The 23,497-nt window shown below is 64.3% G+C and carries 23 protein-coding genes; 14 read left to right on the top strand and 9 right to left on the bottom strand.

Annotation, left to right across the window (positions count from 1 at the left end; all coding sequences use genetic code 11):
• Positions 1–2 precede the first annotated feature (2 nt).
• Entirely contained in the window at positions 3–1,220 is a 1,218-nt protein-coding gene (gene gspF, locus P3T21_RS28355; protein ID WP_429259271.1) for a type II secretion system inner membrane protein GspF, read from the top strand.
• Between the two features lie 48 nt (positions 1,221–1,268).
• Here the strand turns inward: gspF and P3T21_RS28360 are convergent, their stop codons facing one another.
• Positions 1,269–1,679 (bottom strand): type II secretion system protein N, encoded by a 411-nt coding sequence (locus P3T21_RS28360; protein WP_429259272.1) that lies wholly within the window; start codon positions 1,677–1,679, stop codon positions 1,269–1,271.
• A 169-nt stretch (positions 1,680–1,848) separates the two neighbouring features.
• Here P3T21_RS28360 and gspG point away from each other — a divergent pair, with 169 nt between their 5' ends.
• The 8 genes from gspG (at position 1,849) to P3T21_RS28400 (ending at position 8,728) form a co-directional block, all read left to right on the top strand.
• On the top strand, positions 1,849–2,313 hold the full coding sequence (gene gspG / locus P3T21_RS28365) for a type II secretion system major pseudopilin GspG (protein WP_429259273.1): 465 nt from the start codon (positions 1,849–1,851) through the stop codon (positions 2,311–2,313).
• A gap of 12 nt (positions 2,314–2,325) precedes the next feature.
• Positions 2,326–2,811 carry a GspH/FimT family pseudopilin gene (locus tag P3T21_RS28370; protein ID WP_429259274.1) on the top strand — a complete coding sequence of 162 codons (486 nt, stop codon included), beginning with the start codon at positions 2,326–2,328 and terminating at the stop codon, positions 2,809–2,811.
• Position 2,812: 1 nt separating this feature from the next.
• Positions 2,813–3,211, top strand: a complete 399-nt coding sequence (gspI, locus tag P3T21_RS28375) for a type II secretion system minor pseudopilin GspI (protein ID WP_429259275.1) — start codon at positions 2,813–2,815, stop codon at positions 3,209–3,211.
• The gene (locus tag P3T21_RS28380) at positions 3,189–3,878 is read left to right on the top strand and encodes a PulJ/GspJ family protein (protein WP_429259276.1); all 690 of its coding nucleotides are present in this window, start codon (positions 3,189–3,191) and stop codon (positions 3,876–3,878) included. Before gspI ends, P3T21_RS28380 begins: the two co-directional genes overlap by 23 nt.
• Before the next feature lie 1,097 nt (positions 3,879–4,975).
• A complete protein-coding gene (gspK, locus tag P3T21_RS28385; RefSeq protein WP_429259306.1) occupies positions 4,976–6,022 on the top strand; it encodes a type II secretion system minor pseudopilin GspK in 1,047 nt (348 codons plus the stop codon).
• Positions 6,023–6,043: 21 nt separating this feature from the next.
• A complete protein-coding gene (gene gspL, locus P3T21_RS28390) occupies positions 6,044–7,426 on the top strand; it encodes a type II secretion system protein GspL (RefSeq protein ID WP_429259277.1) in 1,383 nt (460 codons plus the stop codon).
• The gene (locus P3T21_RS28395; protein WP_429259278.1) at positions 7,423–7,926 is read left to right on the top strand and encodes a type II secretion system protein M; all 504 of its coding nucleotides are present in this window, start codon (positions 7,423–7,425) and stop codon (positions 7,924–7,926) included. Before gspL ends, P3T21_RS28395 begins: the two co-directional genes overlap by 4 nt.
• Before the next feature lie 22 nt (positions 7,927–7,948).
• Positions 7,949–8,728: a type II secretion system protein N gene (locus tag P3T21_RS28400; protein ID WP_429259279.1), complete on the top strand. Its 780-nt coding sequence runs from the start codon at positions 7,949–7,951 to the stop codon at positions 8,726–8,728.
• A gap of 24 nt (positions 8,729–8,752) precedes the next feature.
• Here the strand turns inward: P3T21_RS28400 and P3T21_RS28405 are convergent, their stop codons facing one another.
• Both P3T21_RS28405 and P3T21_RS28410 read right to left on the bottom strand, forming a co-directional pair.
• Positions 8,753–10,345, bottom strand: a complete 1,593-nt coding sequence (locus P3T21_RS28405) for an efflux transporter outer membrane subunit (RefSeq protein WP_429259280.1) — start codon at positions 10,343–10,345, stop codon at positions 8,753–8,755.
• Positions 10,346–10,574: 229 nt separating this feature from the next.
• A complete protein-coding gene (locus P3T21_RS28410; RefSeq protein WP_429259281.1) occupies positions 10,575–10,940 on the bottom strand; it encodes a hypothetical protein in 366 nt (121 codons plus the stop codon).
• A 257-nt stretch (positions 10,941–11,197) separates the two neighbouring features.
• On the opposite strand from P3T21_RS28410, the gene P3T21_RS28415 reads away from it, so the two are divergent.
• Both P3T21_RS28415 and P3T21_RS28420 read left to right on the top strand, forming a co-directional pair.
• Positions 11,198–11,668: a MarR family winged helix-turn-helix transcriptional regulator gene (locus P3T21_RS28415; protein WP_429259282.1), complete on the top strand. Its 471-nt coding sequence runs from the start codon at positions 11,198–11,200 to the stop codon at positions 11,666–11,668.
• Between the two features lie 151 nt (positions 11,669–11,819).
• The gene (locus tag P3T21_RS28420; RefSeq protein WP_429259283.1) at positions 11,820–13,391 is read left to right on the top strand and encodes a DHA2 family efflux MFS transporter permease subunit; all 1,572 of its coding nucleotides are present in this window, start codon (positions 11,820–11,822) and stop codon (positions 13,389–13,391) included.
• Between the two features lie 130 nt (positions 13,392–13,521).
• On the opposite strand, the gene P3T21_RS28425 is transcribed toward P3T21_RS28420, so the two are convergent.
• The 4 genes from P3T21_RS28425 to ada form a co-directional block, all read right to left on the bottom strand.
• A complete protein-coding gene (locus tag P3T21_RS28425; RefSeq protein ID WP_429259284.1) occupies positions 13,522–14,016 on the bottom strand; it encodes a hypothetical protein in 495 nt (164 codons plus the stop codon).
• Positions 14,017–14,308: 292 nt separating this feature from the next.
• On the bottom strand, positions 14,309–15,922 hold the full coding sequence (gshA, locus tag P3T21_RS28430; protein WP_429259285.1) for a glutamate--cysteine ligase: 1,614 nt from the start codon (positions 15,920–15,922) through the stop codon (positions 14,309–14,311).
• A gap of 215 nt (positions 15,923–16,137) precedes the next feature.
• Positions 16,138–17,064 carry a DNA-3-methyladenine glycosylase family protein gene (locus tag P3T21_RS28435; RefSeq protein WP_429259286.1) on the bottom strand — a complete coding sequence of 309 codons (927 nt, stop codon included), beginning with the start codon at positions 17,062–17,064 and terminating at the stop codon, positions 16,138–16,140.
• Positions 17,061–18,194, bottom strand: a complete 1,134-nt coding sequence (gene ada / locus P3T21_RS28440; protein WP_429259287.1) for a bifunctional DNA-binding transcriptional regulator/O6-methylguanine-DNA methyltransferase Ada — start codon at positions 18,192–18,194, stop codon at positions 17,061–17,063. Before ada ends, P3T21_RS28435 begins: the two co-directional genes overlap by 4 nt.
• Before the next feature lie 428 nt (positions 18,195–18,622).
• Here ada and P3T21_RS28445 point away from each other — a divergent pair, with 428 nt between their 5' ends.
• A complete protein-coding gene (locus P3T21_RS28445; RefSeq protein ID WP_429259288.1) occupies positions 18,623–19,048 on the top strand; it encodes a VOC family protein in 426 nt (141 codons plus the stop codon).
• Positions 19,049–19,102: 54 nt separating this feature from the next.
• On the opposite strand, the gene P3T21_RS28450 is transcribed toward P3T21_RS28445, so the two are convergent.
• Both P3T21_RS28450 and P3T21_RS28455 read right to left on the bottom strand, forming a co-directional pair.
• On the bottom strand, positions 19,103–19,657 hold the full coding sequence (locus tag P3T21_RS28450; protein ID WP_429259289.1) for a YaeQ family protein: 555 nt from the start codon (positions 19,655–19,657) through the stop codon (positions 19,103–19,105).
• Between the two features lie 58 nt (positions 19,658–19,715).
• Positions 19,716–20,693 carry a LysR family transcriptional regulator gene (locus P3T21_RS28455; RefSeq protein WP_429259290.1) on the bottom strand — a complete coding sequence of 326 codons (978 nt, stop codon included), beginning with the start codon at positions 20,691–20,693 and terminating at the stop codon, positions 19,716–19,718.
• 172 nt (positions 20,694–20,865) lie between these two features.
• Here P3T21_RS28455 and P3T21_RS28460 point away from each other — a divergent pair, with 172 nt between their 5' ends.
• Positions 20,866–22,329: an aldehyde dehydrogenase family protein gene (locus tag P3T21_RS28460; protein WP_429259291.1), complete on the top strand. Its 1,464-nt coding sequence runs from the start codon at positions 20,866–20,868 to the stop codon at positions 22,327–22,329.
• Between the two features lie 130 nt (positions 22,330–22,459).
• On the top strand, positions 22,460–23,464 hold the full coding sequence (locus P3T21_RS28465) for an arabinose ABC transporter substrate-binding protein (RefSeq protein ID WP_429259292.1): 1,005 nt from the start codon (positions 22,460–22,462) through the stop codon (positions 23,462–23,464).
• The last annotated feature ends 33 nt before the right edge of the window (positions 23,465–23,497 follow it).

Here is a 23,497-nt window from a genome sequence, read left to right on the forward strand (position 1 = left end):
GCATGCCAGCGTTCCGCTTTGAAGCGATCGATGCGGCTGGCAAGGCGCAAAAAGGCGTGCTCGACGCGGACAGCGCACGCGGCGCGCGCACGCAGTTGCGCACGCAGGGACTGACGCCGCTCGTCGTCGAACCGGCCGCGACGCGCACGCGCGGCGAGCGCAATCAGCGTCTGTCGCTCGGGCGTCGTCTGTCGCAACGCGAGCAGGCGATTCTCACGCGACAGCTCGCGAGTCTCCTGATCGCCGGATTGCCGCTCGACGAAGCGCTCTCCGTGCTGACCGAGCAATCCGAGCGCGACTACATTCGCGAGCTGATGGCGTCGATCCGGGCCGAAGTACTTGGCGGCCATTCGCTGGCGAATGCGCTGTCGCAGCATCCGCGCGATTTTCCCGAAATCTATCGCGCGCTGGTTTCAGCGGGCGAACATACCGGCAAGCTCGGCCTCGTGCTGTCGCGTCTCGCCGACTACATCGAGCAGCGCAACGCGCTCAAGCAGAAGATCGTTCTCGCGTTCACGTATCCGACGGTCGTCACTTTCATCGCATTCGCAATCGTCACGTTCCTGCTGAGCTACGTCGTGCCGCAGGTGGTGAACGTGTTCGCGAGCACGAAGCAGCAGCTGCCGATTCTCACCATCATGATGATGGCGCTGTCCAGTTTCGTGCGGAACTGGTGGTGGGCGGTGCTGATCGCGCTCGTCGTCGTGGTCTACGTCGTGCGCTCGATTCTCGCGCAGCCTGGACCACGGCTCGCGTTCGACCGCTGGCTGCTCACGGCGCCGCTCTTCGGCAAACTCGTGCGCGGCTACAACACGGTGCGCTTTGCGAGCACGCTCGGCATTCTGACGGCAGCGGGCGTGCCGATCCTGCGCGCGTTGCAGGCTGCCGGCGAAACGCTCAGCAACAAGGCGATGCGCCTGAATATCGACGATGCGATCGTGCGCGTTCGCGAAGGCACATCGTTATCGCGCGCGTTGGGCAATACGAAGACGTTTCCGCCGGTGCTGGTTCACCTGATCCGCTCGGGCGAAGCGACCGGCGACGTCACCACGATGCTTGACCGCGCCGCCGAAGGCGAATCGCGCGAACTCGAACGAAGGACCATGTTCCTGACGAGCCTGCTTGAACCGCTGCTGATTCTCGCGATGGGCGGCGTGGTGCTCGTGATCGTGCTGGCGGTGATGCTGCCGATCATCGAACTGAATAACCTGGTGCAGTGAGCGGCAGTCGTTGACGAAGCGGCGCGGCCAGAGAAGCCGCGCTGGGATCTAGCGCACGTAGATGGTAGGACCGGGTGCGTTGGCGGGCAGGAACACTTCGGAGTGTGCGCCGTTGCGGTCGATGATGATCGAACGCGCGCGGACTTCGGAGAGCTTCGCACCCTGCATGATTGTGCTGCCGAGCGAGACCGCATGCGGCGGTTCACCGCCGGTGCTGACGATCGCCGCGGCGCCTTCACGCAGCGCGAGAATGCCGAAGAGGCGAACGTCCTGATTGGTGTTGCGTGTGAGCTGTCCGCCGAACAGCGTCGCGGCCTGTTCGACCGAGACCGGTGGTTGTGCAGCGGCCGCCGCCGGACCGGGCTGATGCGCGGTGAGCGTGACGACCCAATAAGTCAGTGTCGCGCAGAAAACGGCGAAAAGCGCGAGCGACAGAAGGCGTACCTGGAGTGCGTTCATGCGCGTCATTGTACGGACTATTGTGAAATTTGCGTGGAGTTGAAACCCTTCAACTCCATGACATTAAAATGACTCGCCGGATGTGAATCCGGCCTGAGGATCGCAGGATATTCACCGCATCGGGCATCGTCCGATGCATCGATACTTTTCTGGAACGAGGTAGCAAGCTATGCAGATGTGGACCACTCGCCGCGCTGAAGTTACGGGGCCGCGCGCCCGCCGTCAACGCGGGTTCACGTTGATCGAAATCATGGTGGTAATCGCGATCCTCGGCATTCTTGCCGCGTTGATCGTGCCCAAGATCATGAGCCGCCCGGACGAAGCGCGCCGTGTCGCGGCGAAGCAGGACATCGGCACCGTGATGCAGGCGTTGAAACTCTATCGTCTCGACAATGGCCGTTATCCGACGCAGGAGCAGGGTCTGCACTCGCTGACCGAAAAGCCGACGACGGATCCGGTGCCGAACAACTGGAAGGACGGCGGCTATCTGGAGCGTCTGCCGAACGATCCGTGGGGCAATGCGTATCAGTATCTGAACCCGGGCGTGCATGGTGAGATCGATGTGTTCAGCTACGGCGCCGATGGCAAGGCCGGCGGCGAAGGCAACGATTCCGACGTCGGTTCGTGGCAGTGAACGGTTGATTGTATGAAGGCGATCCGTCCGATGCCGCGCACGCATGTTCGGGCTCGCGGTTTCACGTTGCTGGAGATGCTGGTGGTGCTGGTGATTGCCGGCCTGCTGGTGTCGCTGGCATCGCTGACGCTGACGCGCAATCCGCGTACGGATCTGAATGAAGAAGCGCAGCGTCTCGCGTTGCTGTTCGAATCGGCCGGCGACGAAGCGCAGGTGCGCGCGCGGCCGATCGCGTGGCTGCCGGTCGACGATGGCTATCGTTTCGACATGCGCACTGACGACGGCTGGCGTCCACTGCGTGATGACCTGCTCGGACCGCGTCACTGGGAGGGTGGTGTGACAAGTGTCGCGATCAGCTATCCGGGCTCGGACCAGCAGTCGAATCGTGTTGTCTTCGGCACCGAGAGCATCGACGCACCGGTGCAGGTGACGCTGTTTTCGTCGGCGGGACAGGCGACGATCGTCGGCACCGGTAACGGCCGGTATGAGGTGCATTGAGATGCGGCCTCTTGCGTTTGGCTTTAAGCGGTCGCGTGGTTTTACGATGATCGAGGTGCTGGTCGCGCTGGCGATTATTGCTGTTGCGCTGGCGGCGTCGTTGCGCGCGGTGGGGAGTCTCGCGACCGGCGAGGCCGATCTGCACAAGCGGTTGCTGGCTGGCTGGAGCGCGGACAACACGCTGGCGCAGTTGCGGCTCGCGCATGCGTGGCCGGAAGTTGGCGCGCAGAGTTTCGACTGCTCGCAGGGCAATCTTCAGCTGATCTGCACAGAGAATGTGACCGCGACGCCGAATCCGGTTTTCCGGCGCGTCGAAGTCACGGTGACGATGCCGGGACGTTCCGGCAATCTGGCCCAGATGGTAACGGTGATCGCGAATGAAACGAACCGATCGCTGTAAGGGCGGCGTGCGTCGCGGCGCGCGTGCGCGCGTGCGGGGTTTTACGCTGATTGAACTGCTGGTTGCGATCGCGATTCTGGCGGTGATTGCGGTGTTGTCGTGGCGCGGGCTGGACCAGATCATTCGCGGCCGTCAGACGATCACCAATGCGATGGAAGACGAGCGTGTGTTTGCGCAGCTGTTCGACCAGATGCGGATCGACGCGCGGCAGGCCGCAACCGATGATGAAGCTGGCGAGGCTGCGGTGAGTATTGGTGGCAGCGTGCTGCAGATCGTGCGGGAGCGCGATGTGGCGGGTGCTGCGCCGCGGTTGCAGGTCGTGCGGTATCGGATCGTCGATGGACGCGTGATCCGGTATGCGTCGCCGCCGCTGGCGAATGTCGGTGAGTTGCGGCGTGCGTTGCGTGGTGGGGAAGAAAGCGACTGGAACGCGGTGCCGTTGATGGGCGGTGTCGGGGCCATTTCCGCGCGGGTTTATGTGCAGAGGCTTGGATGGACTGCGCAGATGAAGGATGTGCAGTCGGCTATTACCCAGTATGACAATAATCTCAAGATACCCCAGTTGGGGAACGCGCCGTTGCCGCGCTCGGTGACCGGGATTGAAGTTAGCATTGGCGCGAAGTCGCTCGCGCGGCCGGTTGTGCGGGTGTTTCTGGTGGGGGAATGATGAGGTTTTCTTCTGCGTTACACGCGCTTGGGTTTTTGTTCTTTTGGCTTTCGCTGGGTGTTGGCCTTTCCCCTGTGCGGGGCGGCTCCTATTTGCTGTTCTTGCGCAAAGATGGCGTCGCCCGATTCTCGGTGATCTTGCGGTGGTGCCTTTCCTTGTGTTCATGTCGGTCTATTTGCGTCGCCCCTGTGCGGGGCGGCACCTACTTTTCTTTGTCCTTGCCAAAGAAAAGTAGGCAAAAGAAAGGCGCCGAAAACTCGTCCGTTCTGGAGTGTGTCGCTACCGGGGAATGGCACCCCATGAAGTGTCTCCCTCGCGCTTCAAGCGGCATGGGTCCGCGCACGAGCACGTCTCCCACATATCCGGCGCAAGTGGCAAAGGGCTCATTCATCCGACTCCACGCTTCGCGTATCGCCGACCAGTTCACTGGCCTCAGGGCTCTCACGGCTCTCACGGCGCTTACTGCGCTCACGAGGCGCGGGGGGCGCGATCTGGCTGCGGCAACGCCTACGTCTGGTGCTTCGCGCTTGTACGCCCGCGCTGGGCATTTCGGCGGACGTGACACTTCGAGCGACGGCGCGCAGTGCCTGACGGACAGGCATGTCGGATCGAAGCGCGCTGCAAACCTGGGCGCCACCACGAACGCTAACGCCACCACGGACGTGAACATAGCCGCCGGGCGGACCCGTCCGCGACGCACGCAGTGCGAAGTGGGATGGATGACTGCCTTGTCACTACCGGGACAACGGCGAGGGACGGTCTCGTGCGCGGACCGATGTGGTGTCGATGCGAGGGCGACGCTTCATGGGGTGCCGTTCCCCGCGTGCGACACAACCCGGAGCTATCGAGTTTTCGGCGCCTTTCTTTTGCCTACTTTTCTTTGGCAAGGACAAAGAAAAGTAGGTGCTGCCCCGCACAGGGGCGACGCAAATAGACCGACGCGAACACAAGGAAAGGCATCACCGCAAGATCACCGAGAATCGGGCGACGCCATCTCCGCACAGGAAAGAAAAGCAGATGCCGCCCCGCACAGGGGCAACACAACCAGACCGACGCGAACACAAGGAAACGCCAAAAGACAAGACCAAGGCGCGGCAATAATCACCGCGCTGCTAGTCGTGGCGTTATCAGCAATCCTCGTCTCAGGCATGCTCTGGCGCCAGCAGGTACAAATCAGAAGAATCGAAAACCAGCGATTACTGGCACAAGCCCAATGGGTCTCAAGAGGCGCGCTGGACTGGACGCGCCTGATCCTCCGTTCGGAAGGCGACACGTCCGCAGGAATAACGTACCTGGGCGGCATCTGGGGCGTCCCCATCGCCAGGACACGTCTGTCGGATTTCCTCGGCCAGATAGGCGAAGTGCGCGCCGACCAGGGCGCCGAGACGTACCTCTCAGGCTCCATCGAAGACGCCCAGGCAAAGTTCAACCTGCGAAACCTCGTCTCGAGCCCGGCGCCCGGCGCGCTGCTGCTGAACATCGATCAGATCCAGTCGTTCCAGCGCCTGCTCGCCATCCTGGGTATCAACAGCCAGCTCGCCAAAAACACCGCCGTCCAGCTGCGCGCCGGCCTCGGTCAATCCGCCACGCGCTTCCAGACGCAAACGACCAGCGGCACCGCCACGTCGCAAACCACACCGCAGCAAGGCGGCGCCACCGGTGGCGAGAATTTCACCGACAAACCCGGCCTCGCCGATAGTGACGACAATTCCGCCGTCGCGCCGCTTCAGATGACAGGCGTCGATTCGCTTCTCGACGTGCCCGGCTTCACGCCCGAAATGGTCGAGCGGCTGCGTCCATTCGTGACCGTGCTGCCGACCACCACCGCCGTCAACATGAACACCGCGTCCGCCGAAGTGATCGCGGCCATCGTGCCGGGGATGAACCTGTCGAGTGCGCAGGCGTTCGTCGCGCGCCGGCAGACGGTGTTTTTTCATAACATCGGTGACGTACAGCTCGCGCTGCGCGGCGCGGGCGTGCAGCTTGCCGTCTACGACCCAAACCAGCTCGACGTCAATACGAACTACTTCGTGATTCACGGACGCGTGCAGCACGAACGCGCCGAAGTGGACCGCACGACGCTCGTCTATCGCGATGCAATGACTCACACTACGCGTATCGTGCGTGTTCGCGATCAGCCTTGAACAACCCGGAGACACTGACCTTTGAGCACCCTGATCGTCCTGTTGCCGCCGCGTGACCCGGCGGTCCCTTCGCAGGAATGGCAACTGCCGGACATGCCGTTCCTGCTGCTCGACAAGGCAGGTCGCACGCAGCGGGCCGGCCGCTCGGCGCTCGCGCTGCTGCCGCGCGCTTCGTCGACCGTGCTGATGGTCGCCGCCCGCGACCTCCTGATGATCGCCGCCACGGTGCCGCCGCTCAAAGGGCCGCGGCTGCGTCAGGCATTGCCGAACGTCGTCGAGGATCAGCTGATCCAGGATCCGCAAACCTGCCACATCGCGCTCGATCCCCAGCCGCTCGCGGGTGGCCGTCAGGTGCTCGCGATCATCGATCGCGGCTGGTTCCGGTTCATCGTCGAAGGCTTCGGCGCGGCCGGACATCGCAACCTGCGCGCGGTGCCCGTCACACGTTGCCTGCCGCAGCCGGTTGCTGTCGAGTCGGCAAACGCGCTCGAAGAAGCCGTCGCGCTGGCCGGTGTGGATACGGCGCCAGCAAAGGCGACCGCCGGCGCGGCCCTCCATTCGCCGACATCGCCTGCGCCAGCCGTGCCCGTTGTCGCGGCCGTGCTGGGCCGCGTCGTATCGACCGCGCCCGCGTTGCTGATCGACGCTGCGCTCGACAACGGCGTACCGCGCGTCGAACTCGCGATCGTGCGCGGCGCACAGGGCGAAGGACTGGCCGTCCCCGCGACCGCTGTCCCCGCGACGCTCGCCGCGCTCGCCGGTGCCGCGCCCGTCACGCTGTACACGCTTACCGATCTGCCTGGCAACGAACCGCGTCTCGCGTCGGATCCCGCGCTGGTAAGCGGCGCGCAACCGCTGACATTCGAGACGCTGGCGCGTCGCGCGCCCGAATGCCGCTTCGATCTGTGCCAGTTCGAGTTCGCGTCGCAGCCGTGGCGCCTCGATCGCGCGACGCTGCGTCATTTGCGCGTGCCGCTGCTGCTTGCGGTGGCGTCGCTGGTGATCGCGATCGTCGGCGCCAATGTGCAGTGGATGATGCTGGCTCGCCAGCGCGACGCGATCAACGCGCAGATGACCGAGCTGCTGCTCAACGCGTTCCCGAAGACGACCGTGGTCCTCGATGCGCCCGATCAGATGTCGCGTCAGTTGCAGCAGCTGCGCGTCGCGGCGGGCGAGCTGTCACCGGATGATTTCCTGTCGCTGGCGGATCGCCTCGCGCGCTCGCTCGGCAGCATTCCCGTGAACGGCATCGCCGCGCTCGATTATCACGATCGTCGTCTGGATGTGACGTTCAAGCCCGAAGTGAAGGTCGATAGCGACCTCGGCAAGCGCCTCGCTCGCAACGGCCTGAATGGCGCGATCGACAGCAATACCGGCAAGTGGACTATCAGGAACGGACAATGAACACAGCACTGGCGGATACCTGGGCCGGATTCTGGGACGCGCGCACGACGCGCGAAAAAACGCTGCTGACGTGGGGCGGCGCGGCAGTCGCCGTCGTAGTTGCGTGGTCGGTGCTGTGGGCGCCGGCGCAGGAAGGCCGCGCGCGTCTGCGCGACACGCTGCCGACGATGCAGCGCCGGCTCGCGCAGATGACGGCGCAGGCAAACGAAGCGCGCGCGCTGTCGGCGGCGACGCAAGGCGTCGCGCCGACGGGCGGCGCGCTGAAAGATGCGCTGAGCGCGTCGCTCACCGATCACGGGCTCGCCGCGACGCAGGTGCAGGTGCTCGGCAACGCGGTGCAGATCCAGCTAAAGAACGCGTCGTTTCCGGCCTGGACGGCGTGGCTCGACGATGCGCGCCGGCAGTTCAAGGTGCAGGTCGCCGAGGCGCATGTGAGCGCGCTGAAGGAGGATGGACAAGTCGATCTGACGGCTTCGCTGCAGCCCTCGACGGTCAAATGAACGTTCACCGACAGGATTGCCGATGAACTTCTGGATGCGCCGTCTGCGCGCGGTGGTGCCGTGGGTGCTGGTTGCCGTGCTGTCGAACGTCGCTGTGCTGCTCGTGCTGCTGCCTGCCGCGTGGATCACGCCGCAATTCGCCAAAGCGACGCACGGCCACGTGAATCTTGTCGACCCGGCGGGTTCGTTGTGGAGCGGCTCGGCGACGCTGGTGCTCGCCGCCGGCGACGACCCGTCCGGCGCGACGTTGCTGCCGGGCCGCATCGAGTGGCACACCGCATTCTGGCCGCTGTTTGCGGGCCGGGTGCGCATGCAGATGCGCCAGACGGAGGCCATGCCCGATCCCATCACGCTCGACGCCGCCCCGCGCGGCGCGACGGTGACGGGCGGCGCTATCACCGTGCCAGCGTCGCTGCTTGCGGGCCTCGGCGCGCCGTTCAACACCCTCGGTCTGCAGGGCGACGTGCGGCTCGCGTGGACCGACTGGCGCACGCTGGGCAACGAGGCGTTCGGTCAGCTCAACGTCACACTGAGCGAGATGAGTTCGCGCGTGTCGCTCGTCAAGCCGCTCGGGTCGTATCGGGTGGTGGTGCAGGCGGCAGGCGCGAGTTCGACCGTCGATCTGTCGACGCTGAAAGGGCCGCTGATGCTGGAAGGTCATGGCACCGTGCAGCAGACCCACTCATCATTTCAGGGCACGGCCAGCGCTGCGCCGGAGCAGCGCGACAACCTCGCTGGCCTCTTGAACCTGCTCGGCCGCAGGACCGGGCCGGACACGGTGGTGTTGACCTTCGCTCATTGAGCGGCACGGCGAGCGCCGCCTTCCTTACTTCTGCGCGACGACCGGTTTCTGCGCGGCAGTCTGCGCCGCGGGTGCGGAAGCCGGCGCGGGCGCGGCCACATCGCCTGTTTCGCGATCCATCTGCGACACATCCCAGCCGCCGCCGAGCGCCTTGACGAGCCCGACCGACGACACCATCCGCTGACCAGCGATGTTCGCCAGCTTCTGTTCGGCGGTGAACGCGGTGGTCTGCGCGGTCAGCACATTAACGTAGCCGACGGTGCCGGCCTTGTACTCGTTCTCGACGATATCCCGAGCCTGACGCGCTGATTCGACGGCCTGCTGCTGCACGACGATTTCCTGCTCGAGAATGCGCAGCGACGCGAGATTGTCCTCGACGTCCTGGAACGCGGCCAGCACGGTCTGCCGGTAGAGGGCCACGTTCTGGTCGTAGGTTGCGCGCGCGGCGTCGGTCTGCGCGCGACGCAGACCGGCATCGAAGATCGTCGCAGCGAGTTGCGGACCCAGCGTCCAGAACCGCGAAGGCGCCATCAGCAATTGCGACCACACCGAGCTTTCGAAGCCACCGGTCGCTGTCAACGTCAACGTAGGAAAGAACGCGGCAATGGCCACGCCGATCTGCTCGTTCGCAGCGGCTGCCTTGCGCTCGGCCGATGCGATATCCGGGCGGCGTTCGAGCAACGCGGAAGGCATCTGCGCGGGCACGGTGGGTGGCGTCGCATCGAGCGGCGATGGCGGAATCGAGAACGTCGAGGCCGGCTCGCCGACCAGCACCGCGATCGCGTGCTCGTGCTGTGCGCGCGCGACGCCGTTGTCGATTGCCGCTGCCTGTGCCGATTGCAGCTGCGTCTGCGCCTGGATCACGTCCGAGCGTGCGACGACGCCCTGACGATACTGGTTTTGCGTGAGTTGCAGCGAGCGCCCGTAGGCGGCGACAGTGTCGTCGAGCAGCCGCTGCGTGGCGTCGAGCGAGCGGAGTGCGAAGTACGTCTGCGCAAGCGTGGCCTGCGCGGACAGACGCGCGTTGGCGAGATCCGCTGCAGCGCCCTGCTGCCCTGCTTCCTGCGAATTCACCGAGCGGCTCACCTTGCCCCAGAGATCAGGTTCCCAGGACGCATTGAGCTGAAGGTTGTAGCTGTTGCTGATCGAGCCGGAACTGCTGAGACCCGCGCTCGTGCCGTTCGACCCGGTGATGGAGCCCGACGTGCTGCGCGACGGCGAGCGCTGCCGCGTTTCAGCCGCCGATGCGCCGACCACAGGGAAGTACGCCGCCTTCGCCTCGCCGACGAGCGCGCGTGACTGCCGGTAAACGGCTGCGAACTGCGCGACCGTCTGGTTCGACTGGTTAAGCCTGTCTTCCAGCGCATTCAGCTGCGGATCGTTGTAGATCGTCCACCACGTGCCGCGGTCGCCCTGGTCGGCGGGTTGTGCGACTTTCCAGCCTTCGGCGGCTTCCTTGTACGACGCAGGCACCGACACCGCAGGCTGCTTGTAGTCCGGGCCGACCGCGCAACCAGCGAGTGCGAGCGCAAGCGCAAGCGCGACCATCCCGGCGACGGTGGGCGTCAGGACGCGAGGCAGAGCCGCTTTCGGGCGCGTGGTCTGTTCAAACTGCATGCAATGAATTCCTTTCGATCCGGCCGCCGCGCAACGGAGCGCGCCGCGCGACCGCCACGACTGGCCGAAGCGCGACGGCGCGGCGCACCGAGATGGTAGCGCACGCGTTGCGTGAGACGTGGAAAACTGAAAGGGTAATGCGGCAGCCGCGGAAGGTGTGTTACTGACGGTTTCGGCACGGTTACGCCGCGTTACCGTCCGGTGCGCTGCGCGTGGCCGGATGAGGTGTTTAGCAGCGCGAGTCGCTGGTCTGGCGAGCCTGTTTGCCGGCCGCTGCGCGGCACGGCGGCGCGTCGCAGCGCGTCTGGCAGACCGTTGCGCTGGACTGTGCCGTGACGGCGGGCTTTGCGGCCTTGCTCGCGGTCGCCGGATTCGAAGTCAGCAGGGCGGTGGGAACGACCACCGCGCGATCGCGGATAGCACGCCGATGATCGACCCATGCAAAGAGCATCACCGCAATCGATCCACCCGGCAGCACGAACATGACTGTATAGAGCGCCAGCTTCCACCAGCGATTGGGCCCCTGCAAAGTCTGGAGCGCGGAACCGGTCAGGGAGCGGCTCAGGCCGCCAAGGGTGTTTTTCAGGTACAGCATTGCGGAAATCCTCAGTGCAGCGGCGGATGCCGGTGCAGATCAATCGGTCAAAACATGGTCTCGTGACGGCGCAGGTCGCGCTTAACTCATTGCCTGTCATAATATTGACTATGCAATTAAATTTCAACATACTTTGCGCCAGCTCCGATTGACTGTTGTTTTTTTGTTGCAGCGCGCAAACGTAGATTTCACTTTGAGCTGCCTGCCCAGGCAGATAAAATCCGGCTCCAGTTGATTGACGTTTCCGGCGACCTGCGATGAGTGATGGACCTGATGACAGCAAAGAGATCCACCTGGAGGCGAGCCTCGGCTACTACCTGTCGAAAGCGCGCAACGTGCTGGCCCAGCGGATGGACCGGGCGGTCGGGCCGCTCGGACTGACGTCGTCGCAGATTGGGGTGATCCTGTTGCTGTCGTGCGGCCGGGCGCATACGCCGTACGAGCTTTCGCGGGCGATGTCGTACGACAGCGGCTCGATGACGCGCATGCTGGACCGGCTGGAAAAGAAGGGGTTCATCGCACGTAACCGCAGTGATGCCGATCGCCGGATGGTCGAGCTGGAGTTGACGCCCGAAGGCAAGGAAGCGGCCAGGGTGTTGCCGGGCATCGGGTCGGCCGTGTTGAACGAGCAGTTGCGGGGATTTTCGGAGAGCGATGTGGCGACGCTGGTCAACCTGCTGGATCGCTTTATCCAGAACGGCGAAAGCGGCACTCCATCGGACGAATAAAGAGAAGGCGCCATCAGGCGCCAGTTTTTTGGGCAATTAGCTGTCTGGGCAGAGAATGTCAAAGCATGCAAGAAGGCGCCTGAGCCCGCTTCACAGGCTCACATAAGCATGCCGCGACAAGCTTTTCCCGCAGACAAAGAGGGATTGGATCATGTCTGTTTCGGTTTCCGATGGCGCCGCCGGGACGGCTCGGCCTGCGCAGCCCGTGCCGCTGGGCGGGGGCGCGCTCGCATTGCTCACGCTCGGGCTTGCGCTCGGTACTTTCATGGAAGTACTCGACACGTCGATTGCGAACGTCGCGGTGCCGACCATCTCTGGCAGCCTCGGTGTGGCGACCAGCGAGGGCACATGGGTGATCTCGTCGTATTCGGTGGCGTCGGCGATTGCGGTGCCGCTGACAGGCTGGCTCGCGCGGCGGGTTGGCGAGGTGCGTCTCTTCACGCTGTCGGTGTTGCTGTTCACGCTCGCTTCCGCGATGTGCGGCTTTGCACAGAATTTCGAATCGCTGATCGCGTTCCGGTTGATCCAGGGGCTCGTCTCCGGCCCGATGGTGCCGCTTTCGCAGACCATCCTGATGCGTTCCTATCCCGCCGAGAAGCGCGGGCTCGCGCTCGGCTTATGGGCGATGACGGTGATCGTCGCGCCGATCTTCGGCCCCGTGATGGGCGGCTGGATCACCGACAACTACACGTGGCCGTGGATCTTCTACATCAACGTGCCGATCGGTCTTTTCTCGGCCGTGTGCGCATTTTTCCTGCTGCGCGGCCGCGAAACGAAGACGACGAAGCAGCGCATCGATGCCGTCGGGCTGACGCTGCTCGTGATCGGTGTGTCGTGTCTGCAGATGGTGCTCGACCTCGGCAAGGATCGCGACTGGTTCAACTCGAACTTCATCGTCGCGCTGGGGATCATCGCGGTGATATCGATCGCGTTCATGCTCGCGTGGGAGACGACGGAGAAGGAGCCGGTCATCGATCTCTCGCTCTTCAAGGACCGCAATTTCGCGCTCGGCGTGCTGATCATCTCCTTCGGCTTCATGGCGTTTTTCGGCTCGGTCGTGATCTTCCCGCTATGGCTGCAGACCGTAATGGGCTACACCGCGGGCCTTGCCGGCCTCGCGACGGCGCCCGTCGGGCTGCTTGCCCTCGTGCTGTCGCCGCTGATCGGCCGCAACATGCACCGGCTCGATCTGCGGATGGTCGCGAGCTTTGCGTTCTTCGTCTTCGCGTTCGTGTCGTTCTGGAACTCGACCTTCACGCTCGACCTCCCGTTCAATCACGTGATCTGGCCGCGGCTTGTGCAGGGCATCGGCGTCGCGTGCTTCTTCGTGCCGATGACGACAATCACGCTTTCAAGCGTGCCAGACGAGCGTCTGGCGAGCGCGTCCGGGCTATCGAACTTCTTCCGGACGTTGTCGGGCGCGATCGGTACCGCGATCAGCACGACGTACTGGGAAAACGATGCGATCTATCACCACGCGGTGCTGTCTGAATCGGTGAGCGCGTATTCGGCGAACACCACCGCGTACAGCGATGCGCTGTCGAACCTCGGCATTGCCGGCCAGGGCATCACGGCGCAGCTTAATCAGATCGTCACGCAGCAGGGCTACATGATGGCGACCAACGATTTCTTCAGGATCTCGTGCCTGGGCTTTCTGGTGCTTGCGGGGCTGGTGTGGATTACGAAGCCGAGGAAGGGTGCGTCGGCATCAATGGGACATTGATGCCGACGCGGGGCGCGAGTGCCTGCTTTGCGGTTGCGGATTCAAAGCAGGCGTTGTGGAACCCGGTTGATATCGCCGCGCCGCGGGGAATGCAAAACGCGCATTCGGCCGCCTTACTGCGTCATGGGTCTCACTGCGTCACGGGTTCGCCCGTCGGCGTGTGAGTCGATTGTGCGGGCGCCGACTCCAGCTGCATCGTCGTTGCGGGCGCCGAAGCAGGATGTTGCGAAGACACACCCGCGGCGCTGCCTCTCACGAACCGCTTGAAATCGGCGCCTGCTTCCCAGGGGTTCGGCGTACAGCCCAGTGAACTGTCGCAATGCGCGGCGAAGCCAATCGTCGCGGTGCCGTCCTTGTTTTCCGTTTTCGTGATCTGGTAGGCGAGCGCCCGTTTGCCGCCGTCGGGCCCGGCGGTCTGGATCAGCGTGTCGCTCTCCGATTGCAGTCCGTAGGTCGACACCTGTGTGACCCATGCCTGCGCGCGCTTCCACCACAGATCGCATTCGGCCTTGTTCACGCAGGTGAGCGGCGCGGTCGCGATCTGCATCGTGTCGGGATCGACCTGGCCGCTGGTCGCGCAACCTGCGGCGAGCACGCAAAGGAGAGCCAGCAGAGCTTTCTTCATCGCGTTCAATCCTCCATCGGTTGGGCCGCGCGATCTCGCAATCGCGAAGGATCGCGCGTCCCCTCATGAAACTTTGACCCTGCGCGGGCGATGTCGTTTCATGCGCGATTCCAGTGTGGCTCGCCAGATGGAGAAATTGCCGGTCGTGGGATCTCGACATGGAGCCAGGCGGGTATTCATTACCTGCGCCGATGGGATTGATTTGCACTCGCCGAAACGACGAAGGGCAGCATGTCGCTGCCCTTCTCCTGTCGTACATCGACTACCTGCGTCGACTACCTGCGCGCGGGAATCACACGCTAAACCGGTTCAACGTATAGGCGCGATACGCTGCGACAAAGGCATCGAACGAACCCACTTCTTCACGTTCGAGCTTCGCCTGTTCTTCCAGCGACTTTGCGGCGAGCGCAGCAAACGCCTGCGCGTCTGCAACGGGCAATGGACGCGCGCGAAAAGCGGCAGCGTGCGCTTCGCTTTGCGCGAGGCCGAATTGCAGGAAGCTCTGTTTCTGGTCGCGCATCGTCTGCAGGACACGTGCTGATGGCGTGAGCGACACGTCGGCGAGCTTCGCGCGTTGCGTCGCGACGGCGCGCGCGTGGGTATCGTCACCGCGTATCGAATCCAGCGCCGCGGCGGTCGCATCGATTCTCTCGAACAGTTCATGCGCCCAGTCGAGCATCGAAATGGTTTTGCCATCGCGCGTCAGTTCGAGCCCGGGCTTGCGCCCTTCCATCGTCACGCTGCCGAAATTCCGGTTCGCTTCCGCATACGCATCGGGCGGCAGCATGGCGCTGTCGTCGAGCGCGCAGACCAGCAGATAGGCATCGAGAAAACGCGCCGTTTCCAGCGAAATGCCGACCGGCTCGAACGGATCGATATCCATGCAGCGCACTTCGACGTATTGCACGCCGCGTGCGGCCAGCGCGTGCAAGGGACGCTCGCCCGGATACGTGATGCGCTTCGGACGGATCGTCGAGTAAAACTCGTTTTCGATCTGGAGCACGTTGGTGTTGATCTGCACCCACTCGCCGTCGCGCTGCGTGCCGATCGCCTCGTACGGCGGATACGGCTGGCTGACCGCCTTCGCGAGCGCGTCGAGATAGCCGGCCAGCGTGTCGTAATCGGCGTGCAGCGCAGCCTGCGCCGTCGTGTTCGAGTAACCGAGATCGCTCATCCGCAGGCTCGTGGCGTATGGGCGATACAGCGTGTCGGCGTCGAACGTGTCGAGGGTGTGCGCGCGGTCGCGCAGGAAGCGCCGATCCAGCGCCGGCGACGCGCCGAACAGATACATCAGCAGCCAGTTCGTACGGCGGAAATTGCGGATCAGCGCGAGATAACGTTCCGACTGGAAGTCGACCGCGTTCGCCGTCGACTGCTGATCGGCATGCAGCAGACGCCACACTTCTTCGTTCAGCGAATAATTGTAGTGAATGCCCGCGATGCACTGCATCGTGCGGCCATAGCGCAACGCGAGGCCCACGCGATACACGTACTTCAGCTTGCCGATGTTCGACGTGCCGTACCGCGCGATCGGGATTTCATCGTCGGCGGGCAGGAGGGCCGGCATCGAGTTGTTCCACAGGATCTCGTCGCCAAGTTCGGCATAGACGAAACGATGCAGTTCATCGAGCTTTTCGAGCGTGATCGTGGCGTCTTTCTCGGCGGGCGTGATCAATTCGATCAGCGCTTCTGAATAATCGGTGGTCAGCGAAGGATGCGTGAGCGCCGAGCCGAGCGCGCGCGGGTGCGGCGTCATCGCGAGATGGTCGTCGTGCGTCACGCGCAGGCTTTCTTTTTCGATGCCGCGCAGACCGGTCGTCAGCGCATCGCGCTGTGGGCCGGAGGTCAGCACGGACAGGCGGTGCGAAAGAGCGTCGGTCGTGCGGATGGGGGTCGTGTTGGGCATTGATGCAGGTCGTGCGCTGTCGGCGCGTTGTGCGGCCGACAACGATCGGCAGAATTTTCAGTAGCGGGCACTTTAACATCTCGCCACGACGCCTGCTTGAGGCCGCTCTGGCGGCCGTCTGAGCCCCCTCTGCGACCCTCCGGGACTCCCCTGGCGACGCGTTTTTCGCCATCCCGCAGTATTACCAGAGCCCTGTCGCCATGCCGCCGCCCTGTTCAACCGCCGCGCGCGCCCTGTGCACGGTCCGCGACTTCGTTCCATAGATGCATGGCCGCGTAAGCCCGCCACGGACGCCACCCGTCGCTGCGGGCGCGCTGCTGCGCCGGGCGCACGAGTGCCGGGTCGCGCGCTGCGATCGACTGCATCAATACGAGGTCGAGCGCCGGCCACGCGTCGGCGTCGCGCCACGCACGCATGGCGACGTATTCCACGGTCCACGGTCCGATGCCCGGCATGGCTAGCAGCGCGGCGCGCAATGCGTTGAGGTCGTCGATTCCGGCGCCATCGACCGGTACGGCCCCCGAAGCCACGGCCTGCGCGAAGCCCTGCAATGCGGCGATACGCTTGCCCGGCATGCCGATCTGCGCGAGATCGACGGCAGCGAGCGCCGCGGGTGTCGGAAAACGCCAGGCGGTGCGCTCATGCGCGTGACCTTCAATGCGCTGGCCGGCGCGCTGCACGAGTCGCCCGATGAGGGTGGTCGCGGCCTTCACGCTGACCTGCTGGCCGACGATCGCGCGCACGACCAGCTCAAAGCCGGACCACGCGCCCGGCACCCGCAGGCCGGGGGCGGCGTCGATCAGCGGCGCGAGCCACGGATCGTCGGCGAAATGCGCGCGTATTGCAGCCGGATCGGCGTGCAGGTCGAACATGCGGGCGATGGGCGCGGCAAGCGTGTCCGCGTGCCGGCCGATCTCGCCTTCGAGACTCGCGACGATGCAGCGTTTCTTCGGATGAAGACGCACGGTGAGCGTGCCGCTGTCGCCCGCCCATTCGATCGCGCGCCGATACGCGCCGTCTTCGACCGCCTCGACGCCTGGCGTCGCGCGTCCCGCGAAAAAGCGCAGGATGCGCGGCCAGTCGAAGGGCGGCTTGAACGGCAGTTCGAGCGTGACAGCGGTAAGCGAGGCAGGTGTGCTCAAGCGACGTGATCCAGATCGTTGGTTTCGAAGGATGCGGGCGCGCCGTCCTCCGTATTTCCGCCCGCATGACGCGCTTCGGCGTCGAGCAGCGCGGCCTTGCGCGGCAAGCCCCAGCGATAGCCGGCGAGTGCTCCGCCCTTCTGCACCACCCGATGGCAGGGAATCGCGAGCGCCACCGGATTGGTCGCGCAGGCGCTGGCCACGGCGCGCACTGCGCGTGGCGAGCCGACCGCTTCGGCGATGTCCGAATAGCTGCGCGTCTCGCCATAGGGAATGCGGCGCAACGCGTCCCAGACACGCAGTTTGAAGGCCGTCGCCGCGATATCGAGCGGCAGATCGACCTGCTGACGCGTGCCACGCAGATACGCGTCGATCTGCGCGACGAACGGACGGAGCGGCTCCGCGTCCTCCTTCACCTCGGCGTTGGCAAATTCGGCGCGCAGTTCGTCGACGAGCGGGCTGACGTCGTCGCCGAACGCGATCTTGCAGATGCCTTTTTCGGTGGCGGCCACCAGCACGAAACCGAGCGACGTCGGCGCGCTGGCGTAGCGCACGACCAGCCCCGCTCCCTTGCGACGGTACGCCGACGGCGCCATGCCCAGGTCGGCGGGCGCGTTGTCGTACATGCGCGACGGTGAGCCGAAGCCGGCGTCGACGGTCGCCCGGGTCACGTCCTCGCCCCGCCGCAGCGCGTCGCGCAGCGCGGCGCCGCGTCGTGCAGCCTGATATTCGCGCGGCGACACGCCCACTACGCGCTTGAAAAGCCGCTGCAGATGGAACGGGCTGACATGCACCGCGTCGCTCAACTGGGCGAGCGTGAGGCGCTGCTGCGGATCGGCGTCGAGTGCGGCGCAGGCTCGATTGACGATCTCGAGGTCGCGCGGCAGCCGGGCAGGCTGGCAGCGCTTGCAATCGCGATAGCCGGCGGCGCGCGCGTCGTCCGGTGTGTTGAAGAATTCGACGTTCTCACGCCGCGGCGGGCGCGACGCGCACGACGGACGGCAGAAGACACCCGTCGTGCGGACGGCGAAGAAGAAGGCGCCATCGGCTTCGGCGTTGCGTTCGGTGACGGCGGCCCAGCGTTGGGCGTCGGTGGACCAGGCGGTGTGGGTGGTGTTCGAGGTGTTCATGACGTTCCCGACAGGACAGTTTCGATGTTCACCAATGTAGTCGGCATCCCCTTACCCTACGCTCCGGTTCTTGCTCTGTCATTTCGCCCGTGCGGCCTGTAGACGGGCGTTTTTTGGGGCGAGACCCAGGTAATATGCGGCAAATTGTCATTTCCTCGGGTTTTCCCTTAAAAAGTTATTGCGTCGCACCAACCCGTTGTGTATAGTTGTCTCTGTCTCCTCCATGTCTCCTCCTGATATGGATTCAGCCCGCTCCCTGTGAGCGGGCTTTTTTTTGCCTGTCGTCTGGCCGGTTTTTGCCCCGCTTTTTGCCCGCCAGGCGCGTGCAGGCGGCGATCCAGTCGTCCTGGCGCTCTTCACTTCCTGCTTCACTCTCCTACACTCGTAGCTTCCAGTGGCATCCGGCACAGCCCGGAGGAGAGATTCCCATGAAGTTTCATATTCGCGAGATCGACCACATCGTCATCCGGGTTCTCGATCCCAAGGCGATGACGCGTTTCTACTGCGATGTGCTCGGCTGCAACGTCGAGAAAGAACAGCCGGATATCGGCCTGACGCAGCTTCGGGCCGGGCGCTCGCTGATTGATCTGCTGAAAGTGGGCGGCCCGATCGACCGTCCGGACAGCGGTGCGCCCGGCGCCGGGCGGAACATGGATCACGTCTGTCTGCGCATCGATCCGTTCGATGCCGACGCGCTCAGGGCGCATCTCGTCACGCATGGTGCGCGGCTCGGCGAGCAGGCGCTGCGATACGGCGCCGACGGGTACGGCCAGTCGCAGTATCTGTTCGATCCAGAGGGCAATATGGTCGAGCTGAAAGGGCCTCCGGAAGCGGCGCGCTCGAACTCGCTGTAGGCGCCCGACACGCCGCCGCAGGCTTTGTGGGCAGGCGGTGCGTTGCCAGCCCCCTCAGGCGCCGGCGGGCGCCTTCAACACTGCCCACTCGACCGGAACCGGATCGGCGGCCGTGCTGCCGAGCCATGCCGCCCCGTCCTGCACCGTGCATTGCAGGCGCATCGTCCGTTCGGCCAGGCTTCCGAGCGACGCCGCCACACCTTCTCCGAGCGACCACACCGTCACGTTCCGCAGCCGGTCCACCTTGTTACGCACACCCTGCCACCAGATGTCAGACGTGCGCCCACCGTACGCGATCACGATCACGTCATTTGCGCGGCCGCTCGCCTTCGCGATGCGCCGTTCGTCCGGCTGGCCGACGTCGATCCATGTTTCGATGGCGCCGGTCAGGTCTTTTTGCCAGAGATCGGGTTCGTCGATATCCGACAGGCCCTTGCAGAATTCGAGGCGCTCCTGCGCGAACAGCGCAAAAGCGGCGACGCGGACCATCATCCGCTCGTCGGTTTCGGACGGATGGCGTGCGATCGTCAACTGATGGTCGGCGTAATAGTGCCGGTCCATGTTGGCAATCTGGAGTTCTGCCTTGTAAATCGTCGATTTGATAGCCATGCAGCGTTTGTAGCCCGTTTGCACGGACGTTTCAGAATCAGGGTTAAACCGCGGTTTTTCAGCGAGCCGCCGCCATATCGAACGGTGTGCCGTAGACCTCGACGGCAGCCGCGCGCAGCGCGGCCAGCACGATCGAAGCCGCCGGCGAAAGCAGATGCGACTGGCGCGTGATGATACCGAAAGCGTCCATCCGGTACGGCAGTTCGATCGGCAGACGCTTCAGCACGCCATACTGCTGATACTGCCGCGTCACCTCGTCGGGCAGCACGGCGAGCATGTCGCTCTGCAAAAGCAGGCTCGAAATCGCCAGAAAATTGTTCGTGTTGACCACGTTCTGCGGCGGATTCAGGCCGATCTGCGAAAACATCATGTCGAAGCGGTGACGCAGCACGCTGCCGGGCGGATGCAGTACCCAACCCGCATTGACGATGCCGCGCAACGTCAGCCCCGTTTCGCCTTCGAGCGGATGGCCGGGCCGCGCGACCACGCACAGCGGCTCGTCGGCGAGCGGCTCATAGTGCACTTCCGTTTTCAGCTGGTCCTGCCGTTCCAGCACGCGGCCGATCATGATATCGAGTTCGCCTTCGGCCACGCGCGGCAGCATCACATCCGAGGTTTCAACCTGCACCCAGATCTGCAGTTGCGGATAGTGGGCCTTCACATTCGCGATCGCGCGGGGCACCATCGTCGCGGCCGCCGCGGCGATCACGCCGATGCGCACCTGCCCCGCGAGTCCTTCGCGCAATGCCGATATTTCATCATGCGCGTGACTGAGGTTTGACAGCACCATCCGCGCGTGGCGAATCATCACTTCGCCATAGAGCGTGGCGTGCATGCCGTGCGGCGTCCGGTCGAAGAGGCTCACGCCGAGCATGTCCTCCAGTTCCTTCAACAGACGCGATGCGGCGGGCTGCGTCATGCCGAGCACGTCGGCGGCGCGGCGGACGTTGCCTTCCTCTTCCATCGCGGCGAGCAGCAGCAACTGACGTGTTTTCAGCCGCGCGCGCACAAACCAGTTCGAATAGCTGCGGGTCATCGCGTGTCTCGCTCCGTTGTCTCGTCTTGCCGGAAAACACCTCGGCATGGCGAGGCGTGTTCGAACGACGTCATACCAGAAACGATATCACGAAGGCCCAAAAAGGGATTGGAAAGTTATTGCGACGACTCATACCATTCGTGGACTTTCAGCGAACCGGCAACGTGCATCAATGAATCGCGACTTCCTCGTTCCCCTCGTTTCGGGTCCATTCCGGCACTACATCAACGGTGCGTGGGAATCGGGCGCGACGACCGGGCTTTCGCTGAATCCGTCGGACCTCGACGAGCCGGTCGGCGAATACGCCCGGGCCGACGCGCGTCAGACCGACGCAGCGATCGAGGCTGCAAGCGCCGCATTTCGCGAGTGGTCACTCGCTTCGGTGCAGCGCCGCGCGGATGCGCTCGACGCAATCGGCAGCGAAATCCTGGCGCGCAAGGACGAGCTCGGGCGGCTGCTGGCGCGCGAAGAAGGCAAGACGCTGCCCGAAGCGATCGCCGAAGCGGCGCGCGCCGGGCAGATCTTCAAGTTCTTCGCCGGCGAAGCGCTGCGCATTCCAGGCGAGCATCTCGCCTCGGTGCGGGCCGGCGTCGATATCGACGTGACGCGCGAACCGGTCGGCGTGATCGGCATCATCGCGCCGTGGAATTTTCCGCTGGCGATTCCGGCGTGGAAGATCGCGCCTGCCCTCGCCTACGGCAACTGTGTCGTCTTCAAGCCGGCCGAAACGGTGCCGGCGTGCGCGGTGGCGCTGGCGGGCATCATCAATCGCGCGGGACTGCCGGCGGGCGTGTTCAACCTCGTAATGGGCAGCGGACGCCAGGTGGGCGAACGGATCGTCTCGCATCCGCTCGTTCACGCGATCAGCTTCACGGGTTCGGTCGGGACGGGCACACGTGTACTGCAGTCGGCCGCGGCGCGCCAGGCGCGCGTGCAGCTGGAGATGGGCGGCAAGAACCCGCTCGTCGTACTGAACGACGCCAGTCTCGACACCGCCGTCGATGCCGCGCTGAACGGCGCGTTCTTCTCGACTGGACAACGCTGCACGGCGTCGTCGCGGCTGATCGTCGAACGCGGCGTGTTCGAGCCGTTCGTCGACGCGCTGAAGGGAAAGCTCGCCGCGCTCACCGTCGATCACGCGCTCAAACGTGGCACCGATATCGGCCCGGTCGCGAACGAGCAGCAGCTTGCCGTGACGCTCGACTACCTGCGCGCCGGCCGTGACGAAGGTGCGGAACTGATCGCCGGCGGCCGCCAGCTGGAACGCGCGACGCGTGGCTACTTTCTGGAACCGGCGCTCTTCACCGGCGAACCGGGACACCGCATCGCGCGTGAAGAGATTTTCGGGCCGGTCGCCGTCGTGCTGCCCGCCGACGATTACGACCACGCACTCTATCTCGCGAACGACACGCCGTTCGGTCTCTGTGCCGGTATCTGCACGCAGTCGCTGAAATATGCGCGGCATTTCAGGCGGCACAGCCAGAGCGGCATGGTGATGGTGAATCTGCCGACAGCCGGCGTCGACTATCACGTGCCGTTCGGCGGACGAAAGGGATCGAGCTACGGACCGCGTGAACAGGGCACGTATGCCGTGGATTTCTACACGACTGTGAAGACCGCTTACGTCGCAGGCTGAAGGCACGCTGGAAGCCGGACGCGACGTAGCACCCCGGCGCACGCGGGCACCCGGATCCGCATGCGTCTGTATTGACCTGCTGCAATCCGACAGAAAGGCATGCAGCTTTAATAATCGAAGGAGACAACTGATGAATCGCAAGCTTCGCCGTTTGACGCTATCCGCGATGGCCGCCGCCGCCCTCGCCGCTCCGTTTGCCTTCCACATGTCGGCGCAGGCCGACGAACCGCTGAAAGTCGGCTTCCTCGTGAAAATGCCGGAACAGGCCTGGTTCATCAACGAACAGAAAGCCGCGAGCGCGCTCGGTCAGAAGGAAAACTTCTCGGTCGTGAATATCGGCACGCCGGATGGCGAAAAGGTGCTGGCCGCGATCGACAACCTCGGCGCACAGGGCGCGAAAGGCTTCGTGATCTGCGCGCCCGACGTGCGTCTCGGACCGGCCATTCAGGCACGTGCGAAGCGCTACAACATGAAGTTCGTGACCGTCGACGACCAGCTCGTCGACTCGGCGGGCAAGCCGCTGTCGAACGTGCCGCACCTCGGCATGTCGGCGTTCAAGATCGGCAATCAGGTTGGCCAGGCGATTTCGGATGAAATGAAGCGCCGCGGCTGGAAGCCGGAAGAAGTCGGCGCGCTGCGCATCACGAACTACGAACTGCCGACGGCAAAGCTGCGTACCGATGGCGCAACGCAATCGCTGCTCGCAGGCGGCTTCAAGAAGGAAAACATCTTCGATGCGCCGCAAAAGACAACCGATGACGAAGGCGGCTTCAATGGTTCTTCGCCGGTGCTCGCGCAGCATCCGAACATCAAGAAGTGGGTGATCTTCGCGCTCAACGAGGAAAGCGTGCTCGGCGGCGTGCGTGCGACCGAGCAGCTGCATATTCCGTCGACGGATGTGATCGGTGTCGGCATCAACGGCGCGGGTGAAGCGTTCGCCGAGTTCCAGAAGAAGGAACCGACGGGCTTCTACGGCACGATCGCCGTCAGCTCGACGAATCACGGCAAGGAGAGCACGGAGAACCTCGTCGAGTGGATCGAGAAGGGCAAGCAGCCGCCGGCTGATACACAGACGACCGGCAAGCTGATGGTGCGCAGCAACTGGCAGCAGGTGCGTCAGGAACTCGGCATCTAAGGATGCTTGTGCGAGGTGAACGTCGCGTATAGC

This window comes from Paraburkholderia sp. GAS334 (genome assembly GCF_050436625.1).
Taxonomy (GTDB): Bacteria; Pseudomonadota; Gammaproteobacteria; order Burkholderiales; family Burkholderiaceae; genus Paraburkholderia.

Excerpts from the sequence above, each read along its gene's own strand:
- gspF (WP_429259271.1), top strand. The coding sequence starts at position 3 with ATGCCAGCGTTCCGCTTTGAAGCGATCGATGCGGCTGGCAAGGCGCAA.
- P3T21_RS28360 (WP_429259272.1), bottom strand. The coding sequence starts at position 1,679 with ATGAACGCACTCCAGGTACGCCTTCTGTCGCTCGCGCTTTTCGCCGTT.
- gspG (WP_429259273.1), top strand. The coding sequence starts at position 1,849 with ATGCAGATGTGGACCACTCGCCGCGCTGAAGTTACGGGGCCGCGCGCC.
- P3T21_RS28370 (WP_429259274.1), top strand. The coding sequence starts at position 2,326 with ATGAAGGCGATCCGTCCGATGCCGCGCACGCATGTTCGGGCTCGCGGT.
- gspI (WP_429259275.1), top strand. The coding sequence starts at position 2,813 with ATGCGGCCTCTTGCGTTTGGCTTTAAGCGGTCGCGTGGTTTTACGATG.
- P3T21_RS28380 (WP_429259276.1), top strand. The coding sequence starts at position 3,189 with ATGAAACGAACCGATCGCTGTAAGGGCGGCGTGCGTCGCGGCGCGCGT.
- P3T21_RS28395 (WP_429259278.1), top strand. The coding sequence starts at position 7,423 with ATGAACACAGCACTGGCGGATACCTGGGCCGGATTCTGGGACGCGCGC.
- P3T21_RS28400 (WP_429259279.1), top strand. The coding sequence starts at position 7,949 with ATGAACTTCTGGATGCGCCGTCTGCGCGCGGTGGTGCCGTGGGTGCTG.
- P3T21_RS28405 (WP_429259280.1), bottom strand. The coding sequence starts at position 10,345 with ATGCAGTTTGAACAGACCACGCGCCCGAAAGCGGCTCTGCCTCGCGTC.
- P3T21_RS28410 (WP_429259281.1), bottom strand. The coding sequence starts at position 10,940 with ATGCTGTACCTGAAAAACACCCTTGGCGGCCTGAGCCGCTCCCTGACC.
- P3T21_RS28415 (WP_429259282.1), top strand. The coding sequence starts at position 11,198 with ATGAGTGATGGACCTGATGACAGCAAAGAGATCCACCTGGAGGCGAGC.
- P3T21_RS28420 (WP_429259283.1), top strand. The coding sequence starts at position 11,820 with ATGTCTGTTTCGGTTTCCGATGGCGCCGCCGGGACGGCTCGGCCTGCG.
- P3T21_RS28425 (WP_429259284.1), bottom strand. The coding sequence starts at position 14,016 with ATGAAGAAAGCTCTGCTGGCTCTCCTTTGCGTGCTCGCCGCAGGTTGC.
- gshA (WP_429259285.1), bottom strand. The coding sequence starts at position 15,922 with ATGCCCAACACGACCCCCATCCGCACGACCGACGCTCTTTCGCACCGC.
- ada (WP_429259287.1), bottom strand. The coding sequence starts at position 18,194 with ATGAACACCTCGAACACCACCCACACCGCCTGGTCCACCGACGCCCAA.
- P3T21_RS28445 (WP_429259288.1), top strand. The coding sequence starts at position 18,623 with ATGAAGTTTCATATTCGCGAGATCGACCACATCGTCATCCGGGTTCTC.
- P3T21_RS28450 (WP_429259289.1), bottom strand. The coding sequence starts at position 19,657 with ATGGCTATCAAATCGACGATTTACAAGGCAGAACTCCAGATTGCCAAC.
- P3T21_RS28455 (WP_429259290.1), bottom strand. The coding sequence starts at position 20,693 with ATGACCCGCAGCTATTCGAACTGGTTTGTGCGCGCGCGGCTGAAAACA.
- P3T21_RS28460 (WP_429259291.1), top strand. The coding sequence starts at position 20,866 with ATGAATCGCGACTTCCTCGTTCCCCTCGTTTCGGGTCCATTCCGGCAC.
- P3T21_RS28465 (WP_429259292.1), top strand. The coding sequence starts at position 22,460 with ATGAATCGCAAGCTTCGCCGTTTGACGCTATCCGCGATGGCCGCCGCC.